The 24964-nt window shown below is 36.0% G+C and carries 23 protein-coding genes and 2 pseudogenes; 23 read left to right on the top strand and 2 right to left on the bottom strand.

Going from position 1 to position 24964, the window contains the following annotated elements:
* Window positions 1-72 precede the first annotated feature (72 nt).
* The 11 genes from SB773_RS14795 to SB773_RS14745 all read left to right on the top strand — a co-directional run bounded on the left by SB773_RS14795 (window position 73) and on the right by SB773_RS14745 (window position 11182).
* Window positions 73-1428 (top strand): glycoside hydrolase family 1 protein, encoded by a 1356-nt coding sequence (locus SB773_RS14795; protein WP_410590613.1) that lies wholly within the window; start codon window positions 73-75, stop codon window positions 1426-1428.
* Window positions 1429-1686: 258 nt separating this feature from the next.
* Window positions 1687-2541 (top strand): 3-hydroxyacyl-CoA dehydrogenase family protein, encoded by an 855-nt coding sequence (locus SB773_RS14790; protein ID WP_410590611.1) that lies wholly within the window; start codon window positions 1687-1689, stop codon window positions 2539-2541.
* A gap of 18 nt (window positions 2542-2559) precedes the next feature.
* The gene (locus SB773_RS14785) at window positions 2560-3339 is read left to right on the top strand and encodes an enoyl-CoA hydratase/isomerase family protein (RefSeq protein ID WP_410590609.1); all 780 of its coding nucleotides are present in this window, start codon (window positions 2560-2562) and stop codon (window positions 3337-3339) included.
* A 15-nt stretch (window positions 3340-3354) separates the two neighbouring features.
* Window positions 3355-4533, top strand: a complete 1179-nt coding sequence (locus SB773_RS14780) for an acetyl-CoA C-acetyltransferase (protein ID WP_410590607.1) — start codon at window positions 3355-3357, stop codon at window positions 4531-4533.
* Window positions 4534-4641: 108 nt separating this feature from the next.
* On the top strand, window positions 4642-6198 hold the full coding sequence (locus SB773_RS14775) for a class I adenylate-forming enzyme family protein (RefSeq protein WP_410590605.1): 1557 nt from the start codon (window positions 4642-4644) through the stop codon (window positions 6196-6198).
* Window positions 6199-6218: 20 nt separating this feature from the next.
* Window positions 6219-6635 carry an acyl-CoA thioesterase gene (locus SB773_RS14770; RefSeq protein WP_410590603.1) on the top strand — a complete coding sequence of 139 codons (417 nt, stop codon included), beginning with the start codon at window positions 6219-6221 and terminating at the stop codon, window positions 6633-6635.
* A 55-nt stretch (window positions 6636-6690) separates the two neighbouring features.
* Window positions 6691-7920: an FAD-dependent oxidoreductase gene (locus SB773_RS14765; protein ID WP_410590601.1), complete on the top strand. Its 1230-nt coding sequence runs from the start codon at window positions 6691-6693 to the stop codon at window positions 7918-7920.
* 55 nt (window positions 7921-7975) lie between these two features.
* Window positions 7976-8533 carry a hypothetical protein gene (locus SB773_RS14760; RefSeq protein ID WP_410590599.1) on the top strand — a complete coding sequence of 186 codons (558 nt, stop codon included), beginning with the start codon at window positions 7976-7978 and terminating at the stop codon, window positions 8531-8533.
* An 80-nt stretch (window positions 8534-8613) separates the two neighbouring features.
* Entirely contained in the window at window positions 8614-9558 is a 945-nt protein-coding gene (locus SB773_RS14755) for a fumarylacetoacetate hydrolase family protein (protein WP_410590596.1), read from the top strand.
* On the top strand, window positions 9555-10055 hold the full coding sequence (locus SB773_RS14750; protein ID WP_410590595.1) for a DinB family protein: 501 nt from the start codon (window positions 9555-9557) through the stop codon (window positions 10053-10055). Before SB773_RS14755 ends, SB773_RS14750 begins: the two co-directional genes overlap by 4 nt.
* Window positions 10056-10069: 14 nt before the next feature.
* Entirely contained in the window at window positions 10070-11182 is a 1113-nt protein-coding gene (locus tag SB773_RS14745; RefSeq protein WP_410590593.1) for a cupin domain-containing protein, read from the top strand.
* A 74-nt stretch (window positions 11183-11256) separates the two neighbouring features.
* Here SB773_RS14745 and SB773_RS14740 read toward each other — a convergent pair whose 3' ends face one another.
* Complete coding sequence (locus SB773_RS14740) at window positions 11257-13200, bottom strand: GTP-binding protein (RefSeq protein WP_410590591.1); 1944 nt, start codon at window positions 13198-13200, stop codon at window positions 11257-11259.
* A gap of 264 nt (window positions 13201-13464) precedes the next feature.
* On the opposite strand from SB773_RS14740, the gene SB773_RS14735 reads away from it, so the two are divergent.
* Genes SB773_RS14735 through SB773_RS14725 form a run of 3 tightly spaced genes read left to right on the top strand, consistent with a single transcriptional unit; the run spans window position 13465 to window position 14888 of the window.
* On the top strand, window positions 13465-13893 hold the full coding sequence (locus tag SB773_RS14735) for a MarR family winged helix-turn-helix transcriptional regulator (protein WP_098767572.1): 429 nt from the start codon (window positions 13465-13467) through the stop codon (window positions 13891-13893).
* A gap of 18 nt (window positions 13894-13911) precedes the next feature.
* On the top strand, window positions 13912-14550 hold the full coding sequence (locus SB773_RS14730) for a nitroreductase family protein (RefSeq protein ID WP_410590588.1): 639 nt from the start codon (window positions 13912-13914) through the stop codon (window positions 14548-14550).
* Window positions 14551-14594: 44 nt separating this feature from the next.
* Window positions 14595-14888 carry a putative quinol monooxygenase gene (locus SB773_RS14725; protein WP_410590586.1) on the top strand — a complete coding sequence of 98 codons (294 nt, stop codon included), beginning with the start codon at window positions 14595-14597 and terminating at the stop codon, window positions 14886-14888.
* A gap of 140 nt (window positions 14889-15028) precedes the next feature.
* On the opposite strand, the gene SB773_RS14720 is transcribed toward SB773_RS14725, so the two are convergent.
* On the bottom strand, window positions 15029-16489 hold the full coding sequence (locus SB773_RS14720) for an IS1182 family transposase (RefSeq protein ID WP_410590584.1): 1461 nt from the start codon (window positions 16487-16489) through the stop codon (window positions 15029-15031).
* Window positions 16490-16793: 304 nt separating this feature from the next.
* Here SB773_RS14720 and SB773_RS14715 point away from each other — a divergent pair, with 304 nt between their 5' ends.
* From SB773_RS14715 to SB773_RS14675, 9 genes and pseudogenes are all read left to right on the top strand, one after another.
* Window positions 16794-17069 carry a TIGR04197 family type VII secretion effector gene (locus tag SB773_RS14715; RefSeq protein ID WP_410590582.1) on the top strand — a complete coding sequence of 92 codons (276 nt, stop codon included), beginning with the start codon at window positions 16794-16796 and terminating at the stop codon, window positions 17067-17069.
* Between the two features lie 40 nt (window positions 17070-17109).
* Window positions 17110-17401: pseudogene (locus tag SB773_RS14710) on the top strand (DUF3958 family protein).
* Window positions 17398-19164, top strand: coding sequence for a cytoplasmic protein (locus tag SB773_RS14705; RefSeq protein ID WP_410590580.1), 1767 nt, complete (start codon window positions 17398-17400; stop codon window positions 19162-19164). The pseudogene SB773_RS14710 and the gene SB773_RS14705 overlap by 4 nt, the downstream one beginning before the upstream one ends.
* Before the next feature lie 28 nt (window positions 19165-19192).
* Window positions 19193-20440: a PoNi-like cognate immunity protein gene (locus SB773_RS14700; RefSeq protein ID WP_410590578.1), complete on the top strand. Its 1248-nt coding sequence runs from the start codon at window positions 19193-19195 to the stop codon at window positions 20438-20440.
* 195 nt (window positions 20441-20635) lie between these two features.
* Window positions 20636-20899, top strand: a pseudogene (locus SB773_RS14695) (hypothetical protein); the annotation flags it as partial.
* A gap of 341 nt (window positions 20900-21240) precedes the next feature.
* On the top strand, window positions 21241-22173 hold the full coding sequence (locus SB773_RS14690) for an AAA family ATPase (RefSeq protein WP_410590576.1): 933 nt from the start codon (window positions 21241-21243) through the stop codon (window positions 22171-22173).
* The gene (locus SB773_RS14685) at window positions 22170-23279 is read left to right on the top strand and encodes a DUF58 domain-containing protein (protein WP_410590574.1); all 1110 of its coding nucleotides are present in this window, start codon (window positions 22170-22172) and stop codon (window positions 23277-23279) included. Before SB773_RS14690 ends, SB773_RS14685 begins: the two co-directional genes overlap by 4 nt.
* Window positions 23280-23294: 15 nt before the next feature.
* On the top strand, window positions 23295-24029 hold the full coding sequence (locus SB773_RS14680; RefSeq protein ID WP_410590572.1) for a signal peptidase II: 735 nt from the start codon (window positions 23295-23297) through the stop codon (window positions 24027-24029).
* 329 nt (window positions 24030-24358) lie between these two features.
* Window positions 24359-24865 (top strand): DUF3902 family protein, encoded by a 507-nt coding sequence (locus SB773_RS14675; protein ID WP_410590570.1) that lies wholly within the window; start codon window positions 24359-24361, stop codon window positions 24863-24865.
* Window positions 24866-24964 lie beyond the last annotated feature (99 nt).

The following is a 24964-nucleotide window of genomic DNA, read 5'->3' as shown; positions in this document are numbered from 1 at the left end:
CTTTCTCATTAACATAAGAGAATAGTAACGTGCTTTTAAGTTTAAGAATAGTCTAAATCCTTAAGTTGATGGATGTGGGGAGCTTCCACAAGTGCTTACCAAGTAGAAGGGGCCTATAATGAAGATGGAAAAGGCCTTTCTGTTCAAGATGTGAAAGTTATTCCTGAAGGTACGTCAGATTTTACAGTTTGTAGTGATCATTATCATCATTTTAAAGAAGATGTGAAGCTTTTTTCTGAATTAGGGCTAAAAGTATATCGCTTTTCAATAGCTTGGACTCGAATTCTCCCAAATGGTACGGGAGAAGTGAATGAAAAAGGTATTACATTCTATAGCAATCTTATTGATGAATTGCTGAAGCATGATATCGTACCGTTAATAACGATGTATCATTTTGATTTGCCGTATGAATTAGAGAAAAAGGGTGGCTGGAGTAACCGTGCTACTATCGATGCTTTTGTTACATATTGTGAAATCCTTTTTGAACGTTTTGGAGATCGGGTAAAGAATTGGTTAACAATTAATGAACAGAACATGATGATATTACATGGACAGGCTGTTGGGACATCGATAGTATCTCAAAAAGAGCTATATCAGCAAAATCATCATATGCTTTTAGCAGAGGCAAAGGTAACAAACTTATGTCACGAGATGATACGTGATGCGAAAATTGGTCCAGCACCAAATATTAGTTATGTGTATCCGAAAACATGTAAGCCGAATGACATTATTGCAGCTCAAAATTGTAACGCAATTCGTAATTGGTTATATCTAGATATGGCTGTATATGGACGATATAACAACATAGCGTGGAATTTCATGAAAAGCAAAAATATCGAACCAGTTATTCTAGAGGGAGATATGGAGATTCTAGCTAGTTCAAAACCAGATTATATAGCTTTTAACTATTATTCTTCTATTACTGTTAGTGAATATGATGAAAACTTTGTAATTGATGATGCTGGTGATCAACAAATTGAAGTAGGTGAAGAAGGATTCTTCATGGGTGACGATAATGAATTCCTAGAATTAACCGATTTCGGTTGGGAGATTGATCCAATTGGCTTCCGAGCTACATTAAGAGAAGTGAATGATCGTTATCACTTGCCAATTATCATTACAGAGAATGGAATAGGTGCTTACGACAAAGTAGATGAAGATGGATTAGTGAAAGATCATTACCGAATTGATTATTTGAAAAAACATATTGAACAGATGGAATTGGCAATTGCAGATGGAGTGGATGTAATAGGTTACTGCCCTTGGGCCGCAATCGATTTAATTTCTACGCATCAAGGTTTCAGAAAAAGATATGGTTTTATTTATATAAATCGTGATGAAGACGATTTAAAAGATTTAAAAAGAATAAAGAAACAGAGCTTCTATTGGTATAAAGAAGTTATTTCATCAAATGGAAAAGAACGATAACATATAGTTTTGAATTTTACATCATAGAGTGCGTACTTCAAGAAAACATTATTTCTTTTGAAGTGCGCACTTTTTGTATGAAAAATAACTGTACTTCTCACTAAATGGAAGATAAAGCGGTTTGAACCGAAATGAATACCATCAAAATGTACGAAAGAAATATATGTATTTCCTACACTGTGTATATACAAAAACTTTTTGAATATAGATATAATTTATTTACAGAACATTTAAAAATTTATTCAAGGAGGTAGCAAAATGACAATTCAAACAATTGGCATTGTCGGTGCAGGATCTATGGGTTCTGGCATTGCAAATCTAGCTGCATTAAATGGGTTTACAGTTATTTTACATGATATTGAAGAGCGTTATTTAGATAGTGCAATGCAACGTATGAATGGTTTTATGACTAAGAGTGTTACAAGAGGAAAGATGACGGAAGAAGATAAAGAAAAGGCACTTGACCGAATGCGGCTCACTACAACTTTAGAAGATATGAAAGATGCGGATGTAGTTATTGAGGCCGTGTTAGAGAAGTTAGATTTGAAGAGGGAAGTGTTTGCAGCTCTAGATCAAATCGTTCCTGAAGGGGTTATACTTGCAACAAATACTTCATCTATGTCGATAACAGAGATTGCTTCAGCAACGAATCGTCCAGAACGTGTGGCAGGTATGCATTTCTTTAACCCTGCACAACTTATGAAACTTGTAGAAGTTGTTCGCGGCTATAAAACGAGTGATGAAACAGTCGAAGAATTGAAAGCGCTATCTAAAAAACTTTCGAAAGAACCAGTTGAAGTAAAGAAAGATTCACCTGGATTTATTGTAAATCGAATTATGATTCCGCAATTTATTGAAGCAATTAAATTGCTTGAAGATGGAGTTGCATCTGCAGAAGATATCGATAAGGCTGTTACACTTGGCCTCAATTATCCGATGGGGCCGTTTACACTACAAGATTTTGCAGGTGTAGATATTGGGTATCACGTGATGGAGTACTTCAAAGAAGAACTAAATAATGATCAATACGCGCCGCCGCTTCTTTTAAAACAGCTAGTTAGAGCAGGTAGACACGGCAAAAAAACAGGTGCAGGTTTTTATGATTATGAATAAAGAATGGGGGATTAAGTTATGAATTATGAGTTTTTAATTTGTGAAATTGAAAATAGAGTTGCGATCGTTACAATTAATCGACCACCTGTAAATCCATTGAATACACAAGTGTTTCATGAACTTTCCGGTCTATTTGGTGAACTAGAGGCAAATGAAGAAGTACGAGTAATCGTTCTTACAGGAAGCGGAAGGAAGGCATTTGTTGCAGGCGCTGATATTAACGAAATGGCAGCACTTGATCTTGTCGGTGTAACCCAAATGAATAAGACTTCACGAACGGTATTTAGCAAAATTGAAAATATGTCAAAACCAGTTATTGCTGCGATAAATGGATTAGCTCTTGGTGGTGGTTTTGAACTTGCACTCGCATGTGACTTACGCATTTGTTCGGATCAAGCAAAATTCGCCTTTCCAGAAGTAGGACTCGGAATTATTCCTGGGGGCGGAGGTACACAGCGTCTTCAAAAGATTGTCGGCCAAGGTATAGCGAAAGAATTACTTTACTTCGGAGATATGTTTGATGCAGAGCGTGCTTTCGATTTACATATTGTTAACAAAATAGTACCTGCGGAAGAGTTGTTTGAGTTTGTAAAGGAATGGGCGTATAAATTGGCAAAAAAACCACCAGTAGCACTTCAAATGTTAAAAACGGCGGTAAATGTAGGCAGTAATGCTGACCTTGAAACAGGCTTAATAATTGAAAGTACCTGTTTTGGAAATGCGTTCGCAACAGAGGATCGTAAAGAAGGATTACAAGCATTCGTTGAAAAAAGAAAACCAGTTTATTTAGGGAAATAATGAGGTGAATGGGATATGAAAGAGATTGTTTTATTGGAGGGAGCTAGGACTCCATTTGCTGAAATTTCGGGATCGTTCCGAGGCGTGAATGCAACAGATTTAGGGGCGATTGCCGCTAAGGAAGCAATACGAAAAGCTTCTATATCCGCAGAAGATATTAATCAAGTTGTATTTGGTAATGTTCAGCAGTCTAGTAAAGATGCACATTTATTGGCAAGGCATGTTGGATTAAAAGCCGGAGCGCCTATTCATGTTCCCGCTTTGACGATTAATCGTCTTTGCGGAACTGGTGTTGAATCTATTTTAACGGCAGCTCGTTATATTCTATGCGGAGAAGCAGACGTTGCACTTGCCGGAGGAACGGAGAACATGAGCCAAGTTCCACATGTAATACCTGGAATGAGATGGGGAAGTCCACTCGGCGGTCCGGCTATAGAAGATTGGTTATGGGATGGTCTGTATGATACGTATGGTAAATGTACGATGGGAGAAACTGCAGAAAATTTGGCTGCAAAATATAACTTAACGAGAGAAGAAGTAGATCAGCATGCACTCTCTAGCCATGAACGGGCTCTTTTAGCAAGGGAAAAAGGATATTTAAAAGAAGAGATTGTTCCAGTAACAGTGAAAGGAAGAAAAGGAGAACAGCTTATACATGAAGATGAGCATATCCGTCATACGAGTCTAGAAAAATTAGCGAAATTAAAACCCCGTTTTGCTGAAAATGGTGTCGTAACTCCAGGTAGTGCAAGTGGGATGGTGGATGGTGCAGCGGCAGTTGTTTTAGCATCTAGTGATTATGCAAATGATAGAGGATTAAAACCGATTGCTAAGCTCATTTCTTGGGCTGTTGTTGGAGTAGAACCGAAGTATATGGGGATTGGACCGGTTCCAGCTATTCAAAGTGCATTAGAAAAAGCGAATCTAACTTTAGCAGACTTAGACTTAATTGAAATTAATGAAGCATTTTCTGCGCAGTACTTAGCTTGTCAAAAAGAATTAGGATTCGATCTTAATAAAGCGAATGTAAATGGCGGGGCAATTGCGATTGGACATCCACTTGCTGCGAGTGGAACAAGAATTTCTCTATCCTTAATTTATGAATTAAGAAGAAGAAATAAAAAATATGGGGTATCCGCTGTTTGTATTGGCGGAGGGCAAGGAATTGCAGCGATTTGGGAAGCGTTGTACTAGAAAAACCAGGGAGAGTCCTTCCTGGTTTTCCTACATCGTTTGTCCTGCTATAAGTATGGGATAAAAAACGCGAGCTAGTAGGTAAGACGATAGAAAGTGAGTGAGAGAATGAAAAAGAATAGGAACTTATTAGCGGTGTATGAGCTGTTAGAATCTGTTACTTCATCTTATGGTGAAAAAGAAGCGATATATGATTTAACGAGACGAATTACATACAAACAATTGAAAAATGAAGTAGATTGTTTGGCTACTGCATTTAAGAGACTAGGAGTAAGTAAAGGAGACCGTATCGCCGTATCTCTACCAAACTGGTCCGAAACAGTAGTAATTTATTTTGCAGCAGCAAAATTAGGAGCAATAATCGTTCCTTTTAATCCAAAATATAAATCATATGAAATTGAATTTATATTAAAAAGTTCAGCTCCGAAGCTATTAATAGCATCCGGAGAATTTGAAAAGAATGTTGGTTTTGAAAAAGTACTTACTATGGTACAAAAAGCTATTACAGTACGGTTTCCGCAAGAGAATCTCAGTTCGTATGAGCAGTTAATGCGTACAGAAACAATAGATATTGAACAAGTAAATATAAATGTGAATGAAGATTTGTTTTGTATATTATATACGTCAGGAACGACGGGAACCCCAAAAGGTGTAATGGTTACACACCGTGCTGTTGTACAATCTGCACAAACGATAGGAATAGAGCTGCATTGTACACAAGATGATGTATTTATTATTTCAGCACCACTGTTTCATATTTTTGGTATGGCAATTAATATGCTTTGTGCAGTAGCGATGGGAGGACGAATGATACTACAAGAAAAATTCCGTCCGCGAGAAACTTTACAATTAATTGAACAAGAAAAGGTAACCATCCAAAAAGGCGTACCAACAATGTTTATAAAAGAACTAGAATTAGAGGATTTTAATAAATATGATTTATCTTCATTGCGTGCTGGATTAGTTGGAGCTGCACCTATTCCGGCAAAAACAGTGACGGAGATACGAGACCGTATGGGCATTAACCTTTGTCAATCATTTGGGATAACTGAAACGGTTTCTATTACGATGACCTCGTATGGTGATACAAAGCAGAACATAACAGAAACTCTTGGAAAGGCTATCCCAGGAGTAATATTGAAAATTGTCGATGAAAATAGAGTGGCGCTTCCGCCCGGGGAAGTGGGAGAAATCGCAGTTAAGGGATTTGGAGTAATGAAAGGTTATTATAATATGCCTGAACAGACAAAACAGGTTTTGGATAATGAAGATTGGTATTATTCAGGAGATTTAGGTACCCTTGATCATCAAGGATATTTAAGGTTTGTAGGGAGAAAGAAAGAGATGATTATAAGAGGTGGCTTAAACGTTTATCCACAGGAAATTGAAGCAGTCATTATGAAACATCCAAAAGTAATCGAAGCAGCAGTTGTAGGTCTTCCAGATAAAGTGCTTGGGGAAGTTGCGTGTGCGGTCATACGATTAAAAAATGGAGAAGTAAGTTCAGAAGAAGAAATGAAATTCTACCTTAAAGAGAAAATGGCAATTTATAAACTACCAGAGAAAGTGATCTTTACTGATGAATTCCCTGTAACAGCAAGTGGGAAAATTCAAAAGTTGAAATTGAGAGAACAAGTATCTTCAAATATTAGTCCAACAGTTTGATAGATAGGAGGGAAGGCATAATGGAAGAATATACTTTTCAAGTAAGGTGGGGAGACACAGATGCTGCAGGCATTGTGTACTATCCTAATTTTTATAAATGGATGGACGAAGCAACTCATGAATATTTTAAAAAAATTGGTTTTCCTTCCGCCGAACTTTACGAAGAACAACAAATTGGTTTGCCCTTACTAGAAGCAAAATGCCAATTTAAGTCACCTCTCCGTTTTGAAGATCAAGTAGTTGTGAAAAGTACTGTGAACGAATTGCATAATAAAGTTTTTACAATTCAGCATGTTTTTGTAAAAGGGGAACGGGTTGTAGCAGAAGGTTATGAAACTCGTGCATGGACTTCTTTCAAAGAAAAAGCGAAAGCGCATCCAATACCTGAGGATATTCGGAAGAAGATGATGCCGGAGATAAAAACTGTAGAGGGTTAAAGAAGAACGAGTGAGGATAGCGTAATGGGAAATTGTTAATAAAGGGGAGATATTGATGGGAAAAGAAAAAAAATATGATGCCATTGTTGTTGGTGCGGGCCCGGTAGGACTTGTAGCAGGACTTATATTACAAAAGAAGGGGATATCAACTTTAGTAATAGAGGGAGATTCATTTGGAAGACCACGTCCAGGAAGTAGAGCAATTTATTTACACAGTGCTTCGTTAAAACTACTGGAGGAGACTTCAGAAGGCCTCGGTTTCACACTTGCTCATAACGGAATTATTTGGCCTGTAAAACGAACGTTGTATAAAGGAAAAGAAGTATATGTACGAAATTACGGTAAAGATGAAAATCTTAAGTTTAACCGATTGCCTCATTTCACAGCTCTTCATCAAGATGAGATCGAAAAGCATATGTATGAGGCGTGTATAAAAGCGGGCGTTGAATTCCTTTGGGATGCTCCAGTTAAAAATTTACACATTACAGACTCTGGAGTAGAAGTAACAATCACAAATGACGAAATCTTGAAGGCGCAGTATGTAATTGGATGTGATGGAGCTCGTTCAATTGTAAGAGAGCAAGCGGGATTAAAGTTTGAAGGCCCACGCACGGCAGATACTTTTATTGTCGTGGATGCAAAAGAAGATGAAACGGATCCACTTCCTTTAGAAAGAATATTCCATTACCAGCATCCAGCTATGGAGGGAAGAAATGTAATGTTTGTTCCATTTAAAGGCGGATGGCGTATCGATTTACAACTACTTGAGTCAGATAACCCAGACGATTATACAAATATTGAAAGTGTTAAGAAATGGTTGCCAAAAGTAATGGATGCTAAGTACGCAGAGAGGATTACGTGGGTGTCTTCCTACCGTTTCCATCAAGTAGTGGCAAATTCATTTACTGATGCAAAACATCGTATTCTTCTTGCTGGAGAAGCTGCGCATTTATTTGCCCCATTTGGTGCACGGGGATTGAATTCTGGTATTCCAGATGCTGTTCTCGCTGCGAGAGGTATTGAGAAGGCGCTACAATCTAACTCTGAAGAAGAGCGGATAAACGCGATTGAAGCAGCTGCAAACGAACGCCGAATTGCAGCTAAATGGAACCGTGATGCTTCAACTACTGCGCTTCATCACCTTCAGGGGAACTCTCCTGAACTGAACATGAAACGCGACATTGCTGCTTCAATGGTATCTATCGTTCCAAGGCTTGGAAGATGGCTTGATGAGGGGCCATACGGACCGAAATTTGGACCTCCTGAACTGACAACAAAATATTAAAAGTATAAAAATACTTAGATGGGTAACATGAACGATATGAAAGGAGCGATAAGAAATGGCTTTGTCTCAATTCATGAATGAAGAAAAATATGGTTCTCATGCACGTTCTACAAATGGAATGATTGAACGGTTAATGACGATGAACTGGTATTGCAACATTGGACAGCAAAATGTAGAGGCTGAGAAGAAAATTGATCAATTTATGAGTTCTCTAAACATTAGTGAATATGAAATCAAATGGATTTCAAGAAAACAATTAAATGAAACAATTGAGCGGATTTCATTTGAAGATAACGATTTATGGGGGGCACTAGCAGCAGTGCCTGATCAATTGAAAGAAAAAATTGTAAGTGTAGGTAACGAGAAACTTCTTGTAGATGTAGTAGATAAAGTACCAGAAGCAATCTTTCATGGTGTTTATAAAGAAGCTTTCAAGCATGTCGGAGAGGAAAAAACAGTGAAATTTCTCGTTGGGCATGCGATGTACATAAGTGTTGTTGCATGTGCTGCTGAATTAGCTGAAGAAAAAAATGTATTTCTCCCAATTATAGAGTTAATAGAAATGGGACATGTACCACTTGGCCCAGAAGGAAATACTTTTTATCTTTTATAACAAAGAGTAGGGCCGGAAAGTTATACGTTACTATCGTTCAAGGTAGAATTTTCATTCATTTAAAGGAAAGGGAGATTACTATGAAACTTGTTACTTTTACACGTAATGGAGAAACGAGAATTGCTGCGTTAGAGAACGGGAATTTGATTGATTTGCATGCTGCTTTTAAAGCGAAATTGACAAGCGAAGGAAACCTTAGGGCCGCTCAAATTGCAGAGGCGTATATACCAAAGGATATGAATGGATTTCTACAAGGTGGAACAGCGAGTATGAATCTAGCAAAAGATGCTATCACTTATGCACTTATGAAAAAACATGAAGATAAATTGGTATTTGAAGAAGGTGAAGTGAAAATAGAAGCTCCAGTACCTGCGCCAGGAAAAATTATATGTGTAGGTCACAATTATCGTGAACATATTTTGGAAATGAAACGCGAATTACCTGCATTTCCGGTCATCTTTGCGAAGTTTGCCAATACAGTAATCGGTCCAGAAGACGATATTCCGTTTTACCCGATTTCTGAGCAACTAGATTACGAAGCTGAATTTGCTTTTGTAATCGGAAAGCGTGCTCGAAATATTTCAGAAGGAGATGCCCTCCAATATGTAGCTGGTTACACAATTGCGAATGATATTACTTATCGTGATATTCAGCGCCGTACCATTCAATGGCTTCAAGGGAAGACAGTTGAAGGAAGTGCTCCAATGGGACCGTGGTTAATTACATCAGATGAATTAACGAATCCGTCTGGCTTGGATATTGTCTTAACAGTGAATGGAGAGAAACGTCAACAATCTAATACTGCTAATCTAGTATTCTCGGTACAATATCTCGTTTCGTTTTTATCCGGTTTAATGACACTAGAGCCAGGGGATGTCATTTTAACAGGTACGCCAGGTGGTGTAGGTGTTGCACGTAATCCGCAAGTATTTCTTAAAGATGGAGATATCGTTCGTATTGAAGTTGATGGAGTAGGCGTACTTGAAAATAAAGTAAGACAAAAGTTAGAGGTGCCAGTACTATGACGAAAAGCTTGCAAGTCCACGCAGCCGAATCTATTTATGAATCAATCGATAAGATCAAGACTATTGTTAAGTCTTTGCCAGAGGAAATCATCTATTGGAAACCTTCAGAAGATGAATGGTCAATTATGCAAATTATTACACATGTAGCGGAAGCTATTCCGTATTGGGCAAAAGAAATTAACAATATTAAATTAAATCATGAAAACTTATGGGGCCGCGGTTTAACTGATGAAGTGCGCCTACAAGCAGTTTCAGAAGAGAATATAAATGACAAATCTGTAGAAGCAGTCATTCAGCAGATTTCTACTATACCAATCATCATAGAAGATGTACTGAGCACATTAACAGACGAAGAGTTGAAAATTCAGGCTCCAAGTCGCAATCCTCGTTTCAACAATAAGCCAATTGACTTTATCGCTAATCACCTTATCGTAGAACATACAGAAAAGCATTATAAACAAATCGAGCGGAATTTATCTAAATTTAATGAGCAATAAAGGAGGCAAATAAAATGGCGGAAAAAAATGCTTTTTTTGAAAGTACACTCGTACAAGATTTCAATCGTGATATAGAACAATATCATCTCGGACCACTTTGGAGCGCGATCCCAGATTTAATGAAACATACACCTGAGCCTCATGCACAAGCGTACCTTTGGAAAGCGGAATTGCTTCAAAAGAAGTTAACAGAGGCGACGCAAATATTTACACCAGACCGTGGTGGAGAACGCCGGGCCATCTATTTACAAAATCCAGGACTTAATTATAGAAAACCTTGGGGATGGGCATCGACTACACAAACGTTATATGCTGCGGTTCAATTAATACAACCTGGAGAAACTGCTCCGTCACATCGGCATGTTCAAAATGCGTTACGTTTCGTCATGGAAGGAGAAGGGGCTTACTCAATTGTGCAAGGAGAGCGTATTTTCATGGAACGAGGAGACTTCTTAACAACTCCAAATGGACTGTGGCATGGACATGGCCACACTGGTGACAAACCGATGATTTGGATGGATTGCCTTGATATTCCGACTATTTATTATCTGGGTGGTACGTTCTTTGAGCCGTATCCAGAGAAAATTGAACAGCCAAATGTGCCAGATAATTATACTGCTCAGCGTTATGAAGGTGGAATGGTTCGACCGGTTTCGGACCGATATACAAAGAAAGCTCCTCTTAGTTCCTACAAATGGGCAGGAACGGAAGCAGCGCTTAATGGATTAAGTCGTTTTGAGCCAGATGTTTACGATGGTTATGCTGTTGAATATATAAATCCATCAAACGGTGAGACAGCATGTCCAACGATTGCAGCTTGGATGCAGAAGCTACCGAAGGGATTCAGAGGAAAAGCACATCGCCATACACATGCATCAATCTACCATGTGCATGAAGGGGCAGGATATACAATTATTAATGGTATTCGCTTCGACTGGTCTAAAGGAGACTTCTTTGTTGTACCAAACTGGGCATGGCACGAACACGTTGCGCTTGAAACTAGTTATGTATTTTCAACAAATGACCTTCCGATTTTAGAAAAATTCGGGTTAGAGCGGAAACAGGAATATGAGAGCAATAATGGATTTCAAACAATTACAGGAGAGTTTGAACCAGCTTTACCTTAAGATTGTATATAAAAAGGCGCCCTCTAGTAAGGAAAAGTATCATACAAGAGGGCGCTTATTACTAGTTGTTTGGATTAATAAGCCTTCAGTACATGAAGCAAATAATCCTTCCGATTCAGCGGATTAAAGTCAACGCGCTTTCGAGTAGGAAAAGGAGCCGTAAGTTTTGTGAAACCACCTGGCTTCGTTGTGAAGATACCTTCTCCTTCAGTAAATGAATGGAGCATTCGCTTAAAATTCTCTGTTTTCGCAACAGGTAATGACCCTGTTAAATGGTAAGAGTCATTATGCAATGTAGGCTCTGCAAAAGTCGCTGGGATGGCAGCTAGTTTATACATTGCGGTACTAATCGCATGCTCTGGTACAGTTAATTCAAATTCGTTTAATGGCTCATATACATATGTTCCAGCTTGCTTTAAAGCATCCATTAATACGAGCGGTGTTAAGTTTCTAAAGTCACTCGCTGTTGTAACCGGGCTTGCGTATCCGGTATGTGTTAACGTGACGATAATGTCCGTAACTTCCCATCCGTATAAACCTTGTTTTAACGTTTGAAATAAAGTATCTTCAATCGCTTTATGAAATGCTAAAGGTAGTGATCCAAGTTCAACACCTAAGTTGTACGTTATGCCAGAGTTAAGCACGCCACGTTCAACTTTGAACCCAATTGTTGCGTAAAAAGGATTTTCTTTTTCACCCATTACTTCAACGCTATTCCCTAAGTCAATTGGTTTTTCAATACATACAACTCGCGTGTTTGAAAAGGTAACTTGTAGACGGTATTTTTCATAAAGTGTTGTTTCAATAACTTCTTTTTGCACTTCACCGAAAAGGCGAATGTATAGTTCATTATGAACATTGTCTTTCCAAACCTTAATGAGAGGATCTTCTTCGCATAGTTCCATAAGTGCAGCGTATAAATCATGAATTCGCTCTTTTGCTACTACATCAATAGCAGCTTCCATTTGTGGTTCGGCAAAGTGAATGTCTTTTATATAATCCGTCCGTTCACCGATAATATCACCAATTTTAATATCACTCAGTCCCCACACTTTACAAAATTCTCCGTTATGAACGGTAGAAGTTTGTACGGCATCTCCATTATGAAACATGCACATTTTTTTAATCTTTTCTTTATGGGGTAGAGACTTACTACGCTGAATATCAACAAATTTTCTAACGTGTAAACTACCAGAAAAAACTCTTACATAAGCAATTTTTTCTCCGGAGGGTTCACGTTCAATTTTAAAAACAACACCAGATAACGTTTCATCTTCTGCCGATGTATTAGCTAGAATTAGGGATGAAATATTCTCAAGTAGTTTAGTTACTCCTATACCTGTCATTGCTGAACCGAAAAAGATTGGGTACACATTTGCTTGATGTATTTGTTTTTCTAATTCTTTTCTTAAAAATGCGTCTGGTATTATTTCATTATTTACATATGATGCAAGCAATGACTCGTTATATGGTGCTAAAAGTTCCATACAATCGTCATATGATTTATAGTCAATAATACGAGCTTCCTTTGTTCCTTCGTTCTCTACAGAGTAGAAGGGAAAGACTTCATTTGAAAGAATCTCTTTTATTTGCTTTACAACTTTTTCAGTATTTGCGCCACTACGGTCTATTTTATTAACGAATAATATAGTCGGTATGTTTAGTTTCTGTAATGTTCGCATTAAAATTTTTGTTTGTGCTTGCACACCTTCAACGGCAGAGATAACTAAAATTGCACCGTCTAAAACGCGGAATGATCGCTCCACTTCAGCGATAAAATCAGCGTGTCCAGGTGTATCAATGACATTTACTTTTAAGTCATTTATAAAGAAAGAAACGACAGAAGCTTTAATCGTAATTCCGCGTTGTCTTTCCAATTCCATTGAGTCAGTTTGCGTATTACCACTATCTACTCGGCCAATTTCTTTAATCACATTCGTTTCATAAAGAATACGCTCAGTCAAACTCGTCTTGCCAGCGTCTACGTGCGCTACAATCCCTATATTTATTGTTGTCATATATGAATATCCTCATTTCGTTTTCCATTTTTATTTCCTCATTTCTATTTGTGTATTGCCGCATTACAATCACTCTCCAGTCATTTAAATTATTACTATTATAATGTAATTTACATTTTTTGTAACGCTACAAAGCGCCTTAATTTGGAAAAATAGGAATGAAAACAAAATGCTTGCATTCTAAATCGATATAGATTATATTAATTGACATATCAACTATTGATGCATCAAATGTTTTTGATTTGGATGTAAAGGAGGGGTAATTTGACAAGTTCATGCTCAAAAGAAGCGATTATTTTATATAAATTACACTTTCTAAATAAAGAAGTAAGTTCGAAGTTTGAAGGGTGTACGGGTATGAGCCAGTCTCGATTAGAGCTTATACTTCAGTTATTTGAAGTAGGTGAAATTAGTCAAAAAGCACTTCAGCAAGAAGTGAATATTGATAATGCTGCGATTACGAGGCATTTAAAACAGCTAGAAGCAAACGGAATGATTACAAGACGTAAAAATCCAGATGATAACAGAATTACGTTAGTTTCTCTTACTGAAGAGGGGCGAAATAAAATTCAAGCGTTTCAAGAGGAAAAAGAACGTTTTGCAGCATCTGCATTTAAAGGATTAAGTGAGGAAGAACGCGATAATCTTTTAAATATGTTAAATCACATTCAAGAAAATATAAAAGAATTATAAAAAAGGGAGAATACAACTATGACTAACTCAGTAAAAACAAATGATTTTAACGAAATTTTAACAGGACGTCGTTCAATTCGTAAGTACGATCCTTCAGTAAAAATTAGCAAAGAAGAAATGACAGAAATTCTTACAGAAGCAACACTTGCACCATCATCTGTAAACATGCAACCATGGAGATTCCTTGTTATTGAAAGTGACGAAGCAAAAGCAACACTTGCGCCACTTGCGAAATTCAATCAATCTCAAGTAGAAACATCTTCAGCGATGATTGCTGTATTTGGTGACTTAAACAACTTTGATAACGCAGAAGAAATTTACGGTACAGCAGTTGAACGTGGTTTAATGCCAGCTGAAGTAAAAGAAGATCAAATGAAAAAACTTTCAGGTTACTTCTCAATGGTTACACCAGAAGTAATGAAAGATACTGTACTAATTGACGGTGGTCTTGTAGGGATGCAATTTATGTTAGCAGCTCGCGCTCACGGTTATGACACTTGCCCAATTGGTGGATTTGAAAAAGACCAAATCGCAGAAGCATTCGGATTAGATAAAGAACGCCACGTACCAGTTATGTTAATTTCAATCGGAAAAGCTGCTGACAGTGGTTATCCATCAGTACGTCTTCCAATTGAAAAAGTTGCTGAGTGGAAGTAGTTTTATAAAAAAAGAAATAAGTGGAATATGAGAGGGGAAATACCATGATTATTATTCACGCAATATTTCAAGTAAATCCAGAAAAACAAAAATCATTTTTAGAACAAATTCAGCCACTACTTCATGGTTCAAGAGAAGAAAGTGGAAATGTGTCTTATGATTTATATAAAGATACAGAAAAAGAAAGTGTTTATACGATGGTAGAAGTATGGAAAGATGAAGCGGCAGTTGCGAGTCATAATACGAGTGAACACTTCACATCTTTCGTTAGTAAAGCACCACAATTTTTAACTGCTCCGCTTGATATAAAAGTTTATAATGGAGAGTTAGTAAAATAATAAGGTAGAAAAAGATGACTTTAGCGTATGGCGAGGCCACTGAAAAACTTACGTTTTTCAATCCATAAAACATATGTGAAACGAAAAAGGCGACTTTCCGTTCAATTTTGAACGGAAAGTCGCCTTTTTCTTATGCTTTTTTACTTCTTTTCTTTCATTAATGTCATGATTCGTTTTAAATTAACTGCGAATATAGCCATCGCTCCTTGCATTTGCATACCAATCAGACCCGAGGAAGATGCCACATCATACCCGTGTCTATGCTTTAGTTCACTATTTTTTGCCTCGATTTTATAACTCTCTTTTGTTTTTTCTTTAAACAGCTCGCTTTCTTGAAAATCTTTTTGTTTACTATGTTCTGTTGAGTGGATAGTGACTGAATATGTTTTTGATTTTGCGTCATTTTTATAACAGCCTTCTTTGAAAGGGCATCGTTTACATTTTTCTATATCAAAGTAATAGGTATCTCTCTGATTTCCACCTGTATTTTTCTTTCCTTCTCGTGCTTTGCGAATGGCCAAATGCCCAGCTTTACACACGTACATACCAGCGTCCTTATTAAACTCAAATTCATCTTCTTTTTGACGTGTACCTTGTGTAATATTGGGGTTTAATTTCGATACTAATTGTAATTTATGTTCGTTCGCATATTGAATATTTCCCTTCTCTGAATAAGCAGTATCTCCAATAATCGTATCGATTTCCATTCCTGTTTCACGACTTTTCCCAACCAATGTTTGAAGGTATTTTCCATCGCTTTTTTCACCAGTTGTAATCACCGCAGCCGTAATGATACGTTCTTCGTTCATCGCAATATGTGTTTTATATCCAAAGAAAGGGGAATCGGATGTTTTATGCCCAATTCGTGCATCAGGATCTTGTGAAAATTGAAGGTGTTCTTGGTGATCTTCCACAATTTCTTTCAAATAGTTAAGTTTTTCTTTCACATTTGGATAGTTACGGATGATTTCTTCTTTTTCTACCGCTTCAATAACTTTTTGACAGTATTCTAGTTCGTCATCTAAGTCATTCGTTGTTGTTTTAGCAGGGAATTTGTCTTTCATTCCTTCATCAATTCGATAAACCGCTTTACGGAGTAGTTTGGATTTCTCCATTAAAAATTCTTTTGGTGATTTTTGATTGAAGCGTGCTTTTGTATGCGTAGCGTCAACAATAATAGATTTACTTTGAATCAAGTTCTTATCGAGCGCAATTTCCACTGTTTTTTGGATGAGCATGTCAAGCAAACCTACATCTTTTAAACGAAGCTTACGAAATTTCGTTAATGAACTTGGATCAATCACCATATCTTCTGGTGCCATATCTAAGAAATATTTAAAAGACATGTCATATTTTGAGCGTTCTACAACATCTACATCAGATAAATCAAAAATAGATTTTAACAATAAATATTTGAACATACGAACAGGCGGTACTGCATTACGACCGTTATCGAGACAATATTTATCTTTTAACTCTTCAAAAACAAAAGAAAAATCAACCATTTCATTAAATTGACGAAGCATATTGTCTTTTGGCACGACGATATCGTAAATCGCCATGAAAGGGCTAAACTTAAAAGATTGTTGATTTGAAATCATCCGAAACACCACCTAGAATTAGTACAACCATTATTCATAAAAAAAATGAAAATTATACATAAAAAGTGAAAGCTTCTTCGATTTAATCGAAGAAGCTTTCACTTTTTCAGTGGCCTCGCTTATGGCTGAGGTCATCTTTTTTTGTATAAGTGGGATCTACTATCGACACAGTTATATTGAAATATAAGTGTTTCTCTTATTTTCAGTAATAGTAGTGAATTGTATACCGAGTCTAAAAATTCGGTTTATTAGAATATTTTTCCGTGGTATAATTTTGTTGGAAATAAAAGGTAGGTGGTAAGTGATGGGAGAATTTCAAAGTAATTTGCATACGGCAACGCAACTTGCAACGAAAATGAGAAATGCTTCGGATAGAATGCAAAGTGCTACTAGTTGCTCTATAAATAAGGCAACGCGTACTACGCTATCTGTGAACTTCAAAGCACAAGAAGCAAATCAACAAAATTTACACATTACGAAACAATTTTGCGCTGCTTTTCAACAGACGATTGATAATATCCATTCCGTAGCAAATGAATTTGAGAAAATGGATAACGGACTTCAAAAGACTTTTCAATAATGTAACGGCCTACGTAAAGGGGAAAAGGTAGGGAGAAAAGATGAGTCAAGAAATTGAAACGAGAATCAGTCAATGTAATCAAAAATTACGAAGTATATTTGAAGAACAAAATGAAAACCGAATTGAGCTGCAAAATCAAGAACGAGCTGAGGCTAGTTTTCATGAGTGGAAAAATCGAAGCAATCGTTTATTTAACAGAATACTAGAAACTTGGCATGGTGACAAAGAAGTATTTCACCTTTTTACGAATATGCGGCAAGAGATCGGACAGTATGAAAGAAAACGACCTTTCCTATGAACAGCAGCAACTACAAAGGGAGGTCAATACATGAGTTTAAACATGTATTTGGGAGAAGTACAAAGTCAAACTCAAAGTATGAACGCTATATGTAATGCTACGATTCAAAGTATGGAACAAGCTATTCAATCTATTGATGCCTTTGCGATAGATACAGTTTTACAAGGACAAACATACAGTAGTGCAAAAGCCTACCTTGTCCAAACATTTCGGCCATTAGCGCAAGGAATCATATGTTTATGTGAAGAATTAATTCGCCAAAATGATGCATTCCCAAACGAGTTCCAAGCAAAAGTTGCTTCGACAGATGTGATCGAACAAGAAATAAGAGAACAAATACGGGGAATTAATCAATCGATTACAAGTATAGAAGCAATAGAAGTACTTACACCGATGCCCGGAGTAGGTGCAATTGTAACGGTATTAGGTGCAATGAGAAAAAAACTGGAAGAAAAACTAGAACATTTATATGAATTCAATCATACGTCCAGCAACAACTACAGTATCGCCCTTCAATTAGCAGCTAGCATCACAGCCGGTCTCGCTGAAGTGCAGAGCGGGAAAGGATTTAGTCCTATAAGTGGTACGTTTAGTACACAAGGGTTGAATATGGATTGGGTGAGTTCTATTCAGGGGATTATAGAAGAAACAGCCCGAAAAAACGGTCAGTCAATTAAGGATATAGAAACAAATAACATAATTGAGGAGAAATCTCTGGTTAGAAATGCTTGGGACGATACGGCAGACAGTATAGTTGGCATATTTGAAATAGTGAAAAAGATGTGGGAAGGTACTCAAAGAGGATCTGGGAAAGCTATTGGAGATGAAATCGAGTCTGCAGTAGCTTTAAGTAATATGGACATAGGAACTTTTATTAATGTCACCTATGCACTTTTCCATTTGGATGAAACTGCAAAAAATATGTGGCATGCATTTTCAAATAAAATAAAACGAGATATGATAGATGGAGATGCAGAGAGCCGTACTGAATTGTCTACTTATGTATTAACGCAAGTAGCTACCGCATTTTTGGGCGATAAGGGACTAAATAAAATAGGTCATATCGCAACAGGAGCAAAAGCATCAAGTGGAATAAGTACAATTGCTAATGCAGCAAAACTAGCAAAAGAATTGAAGCCTACGCTTGAAATGTTACAATCTTTTAAGAGAGATGCTTCATATGAATTCTCTAGTGTTGGTGGAACAATCATAACCAAAATACCTCAAGGCGAATTGATAGAAGCTTTTTATAAGTTTGCGAAGTCTAAAGATGGGGGTAATGGTAAAGCCAGCAGTAGCAAAAATACAAATATAGCTGATTTTGATGCAAAAACAGCTACAAATAAGCAAAAAGGTAATTATGGTGAAATAAAATCAAGTGACAATTTATTAAATAATGAAAGTTTAAAAGATGCTGGATTTGATCTAAAGCCAGTCGGAAAAAGTGCACCATCAGGCATAAATGATAAAATAGTAAAAGGGATTGATGGATTATATGAAAATACAAATCCAAACTCAAATATTAAATATGTTATTGATGAAGCTAAGTTTGGTAGTTCACAATTAGGAAAAACTAAAGATGGACGACAAATGTCAAATGATTGGTTGAATGGTGCGAAGACCCGAAAAAGTAGGGTATTGAAAGCTGTTGAGGGAGATGCAAAATTAGCATCAAAGATTACGAAAGCATTACAAGATAATGAAGTTGAAAGAGTATTATCAAAAGTCGATAGTAGTGGAAATGTGAAAACATTTAGGATAGATGTAAAGGGAGACATAATTGGAGAATGGCCATAATTTAAGACACTAGGAGGAATTGAATGGTATGAGAGATCATTTATGTATAGAAGAAAAATGTAGAGAAGGAATAGAATATAATAAAGAGTTTATTGAAGAAAATAGAGAGGAGATTAAAAGTTTCGCAGAAGATGAAAGGAATGGTATTCAAAGAAAGCCTAAAGATAATAAAAGCCTTATAGAAGGAAGATATCTATTAAATTTTAATTATGAGTTGGAGGATATTAACGCAAAATACTCCTTAGGAGAAGCTATCCATACAATAGAAGGAGATTTTGACAACGCTCTTATTGATTTGGGGCATATAGGGGAAAGAGAAGTTGGATATTTAAATCTAATTTGGATGATATCTCTAGGAATTTTATTAGAGACGGAGAAAAAGAATCTTCTAAGTTTAGCCAAGCTAGTTGAGAAGGAAAATATGAACGACGCAGTAATTGATTTCCTCTTATGCGCTAGTGATATCGGATACACAAAAATGACGAACAGGTATTATAAAGAAAATCCATATGCAAAAACAAGAGAGATTATAGAACTTGCAGAAACAGATAAGAAAGAAGCATCAAAAAGATTAAAAACATATATGGAGAAAGAATGGTTTAAAGGACATTATGATTATGAATGGAAAAATGCGCATAAAGAACCTGGATATGTAGGGTATTGGAGTTTTGAAACAGCAGCGCTTGCGAAAATTTTGGAACTTGATGATACGAGTTTAAAAGATAATAATCACTATCCTTATGATTTGGCACATTACAAGAATGAAATGAAATTCAAGCATATAGACCTAAGTGAATATCACTATGAGGATGAGACAGAAGAAATCGAGGGAATAGTAGAAGGAATTGAAAATAATCCTGCATTGGAAAACATTATTCCGCCCAAATGGCATTCATTGGTCAATGAATTAATACATGATTATAAGAATATGGATGATGGTAGTTTTTATGAAAAATATAAAAAAACGATAGGAATAGGTCAAGTGTGGTTTTTACCACAAGAGTATGAAGAAGAAAACGAGCAAAAAGATCTCTTAGGAAGTTTAATTGTGTTCGCCCTTACGGTAAGAGATTATATTTTACAATTGGACTATAAAGAGGATTTAGAGGACTACATTGATAATCTTAAAAATTTCTGGAATAGTTCAGAAACAAAGTTAGTTCAATTTATTTTAGAGAATGATCAAAATTATTATGCATGGGTACCGAAAGAAGTAAATATTCCAAATATGTATGAAGTGAAAATAGATAGTGTCGATGTAGAGGAAGTTCTATAACGAACAAATTAAAATATTGTGCATCATGAGTAACGCTGAAAAACTAAATTATACGGAATTTAATGAATTAATAGATTGGAAATAGTGGTAGTTTGGAGAATCCAACTGCCACTATTTTTGTGTTTGCGAATGGTTTTGTAAGTTAAGTAGAGTATTTTAGAGTTTGTATATTATGTAGGAGAAGTAAAAAAGTTAAAGGCACTAAATAAAATAGGTCATATCGCAACAGGAGCAAAAGCATCAAGTGGAATAAGTACAATTGCTAATGCAGCAAAACTAGCAAAAGAATTGAAGCCTACGCTTGAAATGTTACAATCTTTTAAGAGAGATGCTTCATATGCATTCTCTAGTGTTGGTGGAACAATCATAACCAAAATACCTCAAGGCGAATTGATAGAAGCTTTTTATAAGTTTGCGAAGTCTAAAGATGGTGGTAAGGGTACGGATAAAACAATATCTAAAAAGAAATCAATACCCGATTTTGTGAAAAAACAATGGGAAGCAGGAAATAGATTTAATAAGGAAAATCGTCCTCGATATCCTTATAATGAAGTTGATTTAGAGAAATGGGAAATAAATGAAAAAAGATGATGTATTTATATAAGGGATTAAATAGCTAATATGAAAATTCCGGGAGTTAAGCACTTCATTGTCAGCATACGACAATAGGTGCTTTTTTACATGTAGCGAAGAAAAAATATAAGTTTCCTTGTTACTCTATTTCATCTTCACATTACATGTTATAATTTGGAAAATGTATATTTGTAATTTTTAGATAATTAAAAGGTGGTAGATACTAGATGAGTACATTAAAGAAAATCACTAATAATATTTCAAAGGTCATTATAGGAAAAGATGAAGCGATTGAACTCGCAGCAATAGCTCTTATAGCAAGAGGACATATTTTATTAGAAGATGTACCTGGGACCGGAAAAACAACTTTAGCGAAAAGTTTAGCAAAAAGTGTGGACGCTAAGTTTCAAAGAATTCAATTCACAGCTGATACTTTGCCTGGAGATGTCATTGGCCTCGAATATTTTGATGTGAAAGAATCGGAATTTAAAACGAGGTTAGGGCCTATTTTTGCAAATATTGTATTAGTTGATGAAATTAATCGAGCTGTACCGAGAACACAATCTTCGTTACTTGAAGTTATGGAAGAACGTACTGTTACGATTGCGAAACAGACACATTCATTACCAGAACCTTTTTTAGTTATTGCAACGCAAAATCCTCTTGAATCGGCTGGTACATTTCCATTGCCAGATGCTCAATTAGACCGATTTTTACTTACTATACGCCAAGGTTATCCTACGAGAGAAGCAGAAAAGGAAATGATGAATCGGTTCCAAACGAATGATCCGTTAGAAACGTTACACTCTATTATTTCGAGTGAAGAAATTATTACGGTGCAAAAACGTGCAAGAGAAGTGTTAGTAGGGAACGATGTGCAAGAGTATCTACTTGAAATTATTGAGGCAACTCGTAAACATGAGCTAATTGAAATTGGTGTAAGCCCGCGGGGGACATTGGCATTTATGAGGGCGATTCAAGCACGGGCGATATTAAATGAAAGAGATTATTGTACGCCAGATGATATAAAGACGCTTGCTGCAGCTGTGTGTGCTCATCGGTTAACGCTAACGATTGAAGGGGAGATGAAAACGACAAAAGAACAAATCATGAAAGAGATTCTTCATACGATTAGTGTGCCAGTGGAGAATGTACGATGAAGCAACAGTTTGTGTATACACCATTAGCGGATCCTGTCGTAATAGGGGGTATATCAGTTGTAGCCGTTATTTTATGTGTATTTTCAAGTAATCTACTAATTTTATCTCTCGTATTTTTATATTTAATTTTAATGAGTGCTACGCATGTATACATACGGAAAGTATCTCGCGTTAACTGGGAATACGATCAAGGAAATTCGAACGTTTTTATAGGTGAAACGAATACGTGCAAAATAAAAATTTCAAACAACTCGATATTTCCTATTTTCAATATCGTATTTCGATTTAAATGTGAAAATAAGCTAACTTGGAATCATGATGAACTAAACAAAAATCATAGTACTGGTTCAAATTATTATATGAATTTCAATATAAAAGGCGGAGAGACTGTTTCATTTGATTTACAAGCAATAGCGTTAAAAAGAGGCATCGCGAAATGGAAAGAAGTTGAAATTGTTATTGCGGATCCCTTTGGATTCATAACGAACCACATAACATATAGTCATGTTGATACACCGTCCTATTTAGTTTTGCCAGCTGTTCCGAAAATGCTAGTTCCTGAATTACAAGAATGGTCACGCGGATTTCGAAAAGCAATGTCTTCTCCGCTATATGATGAAACGAAAGTAATGGGAGTGAAATCTTATGAAAATGAAGATTTTCGTTCTATCCACTGGAGTGCAACAGCAAAAACAGGGACGATAACCGCGAAAAAATACGAACGAACACAATCGGATAAATACGCGATTTATCTTAATTTACAAAATAAAAGTGGCGTTTCTTTAAGAAATGATATTGAAGAGCTTATTGAATTAACCGCAGGTATATGCAAACAACTGCTTATGCAAAACTGTTCATTTGAAGTATGGATCAATAGCGTAAAAGATAATGGATTGTTGCATATAAAGAACGGCGATAATCGAAAACATTTGCAGAATGTATTAAAGGTACTTGCCTCGATATCGGACCAAGATACCCCTGTATCTTCTTCTTATTTTTACACAGCAGGCTTTCGTCGAAAGGAATTGGATGCGGTTCCTTTAATTCTTGGTACTTCACCAAGGAAATATAGCAGAACGAATAAATGGGTTGTAATTAAAGAATAAGAAAGGGCTTATGTCATGTTGAATAAAAAGCAGCATACGAAAGTGAAGTTTTGGAGTGTAAAAGCTTTAATCATACTTTTCTTTGCGATTAGTGCGATAGCGTTATCACAAGGTGTTGTGCATGTACAAAACATAGTAAAAGAGCGTTTTTTTAGTGAGGAAAAATCTGAAAAAAATTATAAGGAAACAATAAACAATGAAGATAATGAAGATTATGGCACACCTTTGGAAGATACAAAAGTAGGAGATAATGGGAATAGAACGACAACGGGTAAAAAGTTTAAAGGTTTTGAAAGGGAAAGTTCATGGAGTGACGTATTTTCTGTTCTTTCAGATACATGGATTACTATAGTTTTTTATATAGTTATTGCAGTGGTAATTATATACGTTCTTTATAAATCAGTTAGGAAAAAGTTAACGAAATCAGAAATAGAACAGGAGAAACAATCGGTTACAAAAGAGAATTCAGTAAGAAGCGTAAAGAATGAAAAAGTCATTAATCAGTTAGAGCAGTCATTGCCTGCAGATACGATAAGGAAAACGTTAGTTGAATGGGAAAGAACTTTACCATTTCACGAACAGCGAAGGTCTTATGAAACGATGCAACAGTGGTTAAGCAGAATTTGTAGAACGCGAGATATTATTCCGATATATGAGTCTGTTCGTTATGGTGAAAAGACGTATACGGAGTTAGATATTGATAAGACTATGCGGTGGATAGAGCGGGATGGAAAAGGGCTACATGAATAGCAGAATGTACTATATCAAAATAAAAAAGATGGCTGAGTTAATCTGAATATAAAAATTATATAAGTAAATAAAATTAATTGTAAATTAATTTTATTTACTTATATTTAATTGCATGTTAATGTATACTTAATTTTTTAATATCTATACCAGTGGAAAAAGAATATACAAGCTATATGGAACTCTTTGTAGAGTATTGCTTCTTTAATTGTTCATGAGTGTATCTTTGTTTCATTAATATAGAATGAAAAAAGGATACATTAGAGCTAAACGATTAACGGGTAGCATGCTAATAAAAACTTATAATTTATTTTTAAGGGTGTGAAAATATAATGAAACTGGTATTGAAAAGCATACTTATTTCCTTTGCTTTTTCTGCAGTAGGGATGTGTTGGTTGCTGTTCATGTTATTTAGAGGGGGGGGAGACTGGTTATTGTCTTGGGTAGGTGTATTAATGGCATTTTTATCTTTATACACTTTAATAGATTTATATTGTAAGTATACATACGAAAAAACATTAAATAAATTGCTTATAAAATCAACAGTTACTACCTTTAGTTTTGGAGTATTAGGAATCACATTTGGTATAATACACGAGCTATTAACACCATGGAGTCTCAGTTTAATGGTTTGGTATTGGTTGCTAACTCTACTTTTATTTTTAACGACCATAATATTATTAGTTATTTTAGTATTTGTAAATCGTAAAGATCAAAATTTCCCCAGGGTATATAGATTACTTATACTTCTAAATTTACTTCTTACGTTAGGACCAGTATTGTGGTCACTATTTCTTACTATTATTGGAAATGGCATGAACGCTAGTGCAGGATGGTAAAAGTGAATGAAATAAAAAGTTGATATAGGGTTTTAAGTATGTAAGTGAACGTGTTCTGATAAATTGAAAACACGTTCTTTTTTATTGTTAATCTTAATA

The organism is Bacillus sp. SIMBA_074, from assembly GCF_046534555.1.
In the GTDB taxonomy this organism is placed as follows: Bacteria; Bacillota; Bacilli; order Bacillales; family Bacillaceae_G; genus Bacillus_A; species Bacillus_A mycoides.
This window is presented reverse-complemented; position numbering and strand designations above follow the sequence as displayed.